Source organism: Mycobacterium sp. (genome assembly GCF_044370595.1).
Lineage (GTDB): Bacteria > Actinomycetota > Actinomycetes > Mycobacteriales > Mycobacteriaceae > Mycobacterium.
In genome coordinates, this window is the sequence record NZ_JBILVF010000213.1 from 1 (window position 1) to 4227 (window position 4227).

The following is a 4227-nucleotide window of genomic DNA, read 5'->3' on the forward strand; positions in this document are numbered from 1 at the left end:
GCCAGACCCTGCTCATCGGGGGGACGACTCGCACCGATTGCGCCAGGGTGAGGTCGCGCGCAAGACCGCCGCCGCTCTCGGCCTCGTCGACGGCCTACCACCCGGGCGGCCCGGCGACCCCGACGACGACGCCGGCTGGTTCGCCACCGACTGGATGGACACCGCCACCGCCCAGGAAGTGCTTGGCCACCAACACCATTCATGGCCGCAGTTGCTGGCCGAGACAGCGACCAAGGCCGGCTGGAAACGCTATCCACTGAGACTGGTCGCACCGCTGGCGCGGCAGTATCTGAAACGAAGGTCGCCCTACTACGGCCTGCCGGGCCGCTTCGCCGATCCGTGGGAAGCGATACGCCGCAAGTGGGGTGCACCGCAGGTCGATCGGAGGACATCATGAGCACGAATCAGCGGATAGCCGTCGTCGTGGGCGGCGCATCCGGCATCGGTTGGGCCACGGCCCGATCACTGGCCGCCGACGGCTTCCATGTGACCATCGGCGACCGCAACACCGACTTGGCCCGGCAGCGCGCCGCTGAACTCGGCGCCCCGCACACCTGGGCAGCGGTCGAGGTCATCGACGAGGACAGTGTGGCGCGACTGTTCGATGAAGTCGGTGAGCTGGATGCGGTGGTCAACTGCGCGGGTTTCAGCGGGTTCGGGATGATCACCGACCTGGATGCCGAGCAGTTCCGGTCGGTGGTGGACGTCTGCCTGAACGGTGCGTTCCTCGTCATCAAGCACGCCGGTCGGCATCTGCGGGAAGGCGGTTCGGTGGTGTCGCTGACCTCGCTGAACGCCCGTCAGCCCGCGATTGGGATGAGCGCCTACTGCGCGGCCAAAGCCGGGCTGTCCATGCTTACCCAAGTGGCGGCCCTGGAACTCGGGCCGCGCGGCATACGGGTCAACGCCGTCGCCCCCGGGTTCGTGCACACCCCGCTGACCGAGGGCGCCGCGGCCATCCCCGGCGTGGTGGAGGAGTACGTCGAGAACACCGCGCTGGGCCGGGTCGGCACCCCGGAGGATGTTGCCGCGGCGGTGGCGTTCCTGTGCTCGCCGCAGTCGGCGTGGATGACCGGGGAGATCCTCGACCTCAACGGCGGCGCGCACCTCAAGCGCTACCCCAACATTCACCAGCATCTGACCAAGCTCATGGGACAGTAGTGCGGTGAAGACCGCGAACTGGAGCCCAGCCCGGTGAAGACCGAGTTCACGCTCGCCCAGAAGCGCGCGCTGGCCATCGTCACCGGCATAGCCCTGCTGTTCGGTGCCTACTTCCTGCGCCGCTACTTCATGTTGATCGTGATCGCCGCCATCGTGGCCTACCTGTTCGCACCGCTCTACAACCGGCTCAAGGCCAGGTTCAACGGCGGACTGGCCACCGCGGTGACCGTGCTGGCCGCTCTGGCAACCGTCGTCATCCCCATCTCGGCTGTGATCTCCATCGCGACCCTGCAGATCTCACGAATGCTGATCGCGGCGGCCGAGTGGGCCCGAACCGCAGACCTCAACGCCCTCGGGGAAAGGGCCATCGGCACGGTCAACGGACTGCTGGCCAAGCTGCCGTTCCAAACGCCGCAGATCAGCGTGGAGTCGCTGCGTGACAATCTCGGGGCGCTGGCCCAGACCATCGGCGAGTGGCTGCTGCGCACCCTCACCGGAGTCGCGGGCGGCGCGATCGGCTTCATCACCTCGGCGATCATCTTCCTCTACGTGCTGATCTCGTTTCTGGTCAACAAGACCGAACTGATCACCTTGATCCGCCGGCTCAACCCGCTCGGTGAAGAGGTCACTGACTTGTACCTGGCGAAGATGGGTGCAATGGTCAAGGGAACCGTCAAGGGCCAGTTCATCATTGCGGTGATTCAAGGCACCCTCGGCGCGGTGTCGATCTACATCGCCGGCTTCCACGACGCCTTCTTCATCTTCGCGATCCTGCTGACGGCGCTGTCGGTGGTCCCGCTGGGAAGCGGCATCGTGACGATCCCGTTCGGCATCGGGATGATGTTCTTCGGCAATATCGCCGGGGGTTTGTTCGTGGTGCTGTTCCACATCTTCGCCATCACCAACATCGACAACTTCCTGCGGCCCATCCTGGTTCCGAAAGAGGCGCGCCTGGATTCCGCGCTGATGCTGCTGTCGGTGTTCTCCGGCATCGCGATGTTCGGGTTCTTTGGCATCATCGTCGGCCCGGTGCTGATGATCCTGATCGTCACCACGATCTCGGTGTACCTGGCGGTGTACAAGGGCATCGAGATGAAGGACGAGGAGGATGACGAAGAAGAGGACCGCGACGAGTCCGGCGACGAGCGCACACTGTTCGGCAGACGCCGAAAGGACAAGGCTGCCAGGGAAGCCGGCGAGCAGGTTTCCGAGACCGTCCTGCCGGTGGGCCCGGATGCGGAAAGCGCCCCGGAATCGTCTAGGCCAAGCGCTCTTTGAGGAAGTCCACCACCCGCTTGCGGGCCTCGTAGGCGGGTTGCCCGTCGACCTCACGTACCTCGAGGGTCAGCACCGAGTGCGCGATCCGGCCGAAACCACCGGCGTTGCCTGGGGCGGAATCGATTTCGATGACCTCGAAGTTGTCGCCGAGCCGATCTTTGAGGGTCTTGAACCGCTCCGCTGGAGCCATCGGGTCGCCGCTGAACCGCAGCCCCAATGCGCACAGCCCACCCTCGGCGGCCCGTTTCTCGATGACCTTCATCTCCCCCTCGGAGAATCCGGGGTCACGCTTGTGCGCCGCGCTGAGCGCGAGCGGCACCGACGGCTGACTGAGCACCGAGGCCAGCACACTGTCGTCCACCGCGGCGGCCAGCGCGAAACCCCCGGTGAAGCATTGCCCGATCACGCCGACACCCTTGCCGCCCGCCCTGGCTTTGAGATCGCGCGCCAGTGCCCGCAGGTATCGGGTCACCGGACGTTGTTTGTTCAGCGCGAACGCCGCGAACTCCTTGGCCACACAACCCCGCACCAGCGTGGGGACCAAACCCACGCCCCGAGCCGGGGCGCCCGGCGTGCCGAACAGCGACGGGATCGCGACGGTGAAGCCGTTGTCCACCAAATGGTTTCCCAGCGCGAGCACGCCGGGATGCACCCCGGGCATCTCGGGAATGAGCACCACCCCGGGGCCGGAGCCCTTGCGGTAGACGGCGTAGGTGAAACCTTCGGCGGTGAACGATTCACAAACCCAGCCGGAGAGGTCCGCTTCGGGAGCTTTCATGGTGTTCCTATCGGGTCGGCGCCAGCGGCGGCTGAGTCTGGGTCGCCAGTGCCAGTGCCCGGAAGTCCTCGGCTTTACCCGCGCCGGTGATCGCCAGTTGGACCTGGCCCTGCGGACCCTGCAGGCGGGTGGTCCACACCGGCTCGGTGTCCTCACCGCCCTGGTAGACGATCCAGGTGACCCCGCCGACCTCCTCGGTACCGGTGGGATACACCGACTTCTGGATCGACCGGACCAGCGCGGTCTCGTCGGCGTTGCTCTGGGTCAGGCTGACGTACATCTTTGACGGTGCGATGTAGCCAACCCGACTGGTCACCGCGGAGAGTTTGGCGCCGGTGGCCGGGTCGGTGCGGCCGGCCTCGATGCCGCTGCGGGTTCCGGAGTTGGCCTGCCAGCCCTCCGGCAGCTTGGGCAGCCGGACCGGGTAGCCGACGGCGCCGGCGTCGGCCTGCAGTGCCCTGGCGGCGTCGTAGGTCGGCGGTTCACCGTCGGCCGGTCCGGTGGGCCGGAACGAGCACATGCCGACCAGACCGGCCAGCAGCATGCAAGCCACCACCAGCGGCGCCAGCGACCAGAACATGTCGCGGCCGTCCTGAAGGACCCGGGGCTTGGGCGGTCTGGGAGCCGGGAGGATGGTGTCTTCGAGACGGGAGGTCGCCTGATCGCCGGGATCGGGCTGGTACTCGGCCGCATCGGGGTCAGGGCGGGTCACAGCTGCCAGTATCCCAGGTCTGGGCCCGTCCAGCGGTTCTGGGACAATCTTGCCCATGTCTGACGTCCGCCGCCGCGAAGCCCCCGACCGAAACCTGGCCCTGGAACTGGTGCGGGTGACCGAGGCCGGGGCGATGGCCGCCGGCCGCTGGGTGGGTCGCGGAGACAAGGAGGGCGGCGACGGCGCTGCCGTCGACGCCATGCGCCAGTTGGTGAACTCGGTGTCGATGCGCGGGGTGGTGGTGATCGGCGAGGGCGAGAAGGACAATGCCCCGATGCTCTACAACGGCGAAGAGGTC

The 4227-nt window shown here is 66.9% G+C and carries 5 protein-coding genes and 1 pseudogene; 4 read left to right on the forward strand and 2 right to left on the reverse strand.

Annotated features, from left to right (window positions below; genetic code table 11):
• The 3 genes and pseudogenes from ADBZ5N_RS17615 to ADBZ5N_RS17625 all read left to right on the forward strand — a co-directional run.
• Window positions 1-397, forward strand: a pseudogene (locus ADBZ5N_RS17615) (NAD-dependent epimerase/dehydratase family protein); the annotation flags it as partial.
• Window positions 394-1161 (forward strand): SDR family NAD(P)-dependent oxidoreductase, encoded by a 768-nt coding sequence (locus ADBZ5N_RS17620; protein ID WP_526259682.1) that lies wholly within the window; start codon window positions 394-396, stop codon window positions 1159-1161. The pseudogene ADBZ5N_RS17615 and the gene ADBZ5N_RS17620, both read left to right, overlap by 4 nt.
• A gap of 33 nt (window positions 1162-1194) precedes the next feature.
• Window positions 1195-2439, forward strand: coding sequence for an AI-2E family transporter (locus ADBZ5N_RS17625; RefSeq protein WP_526259684.1), 1245 nt, complete (start codon window positions 1195-1197; stop codon window positions 2437-2439).
• On the opposite strand, the gene ADBZ5N_RS17630 is transcribed toward ADBZ5N_RS17625, so the two are convergent.
• Both ADBZ5N_RS17630 and ADBZ5N_RS17635 read right to left on the reverse strand, forming a co-directional pair.
• Window positions 2420-3217, reverse strand: a complete 798-nt coding sequence (locus ADBZ5N_RS17630) for a dienelactone hydrolase family protein (protein ID WP_526259686.1) — start codon at window positions 3215-3217, stop codon at window positions 2420-2422. The genes ADBZ5N_RS17625 and ADBZ5N_RS17630 overlap by 20 nt on opposite strands.
• Before the next feature lie 7 nt (window positions 3218-3224).
• Window positions 3225-3929, reverse strand: a complete 705-nt coding sequence (locus tag ADBZ5N_RS17635; protein WP_526259688.1) for a DUF4245 family protein — start codon at window positions 3927-3929, stop codon at window positions 3225-3227.
• A gap of 55 nt (window positions 3930-3984) precedes the next feature.
• Here ADBZ5N_RS17635 and ADBZ5N_RS17640 point away from each other — a divergent pair.
• Window positions 3985-4227, forward strand: a 243-nt coding sequence (locus ADBZ5N_RS17640) for a fructose-bisphosphatase class II (RefSeq protein ID WP_526259690.1), incomplete at its 3' end; no start/stop codon positions are given.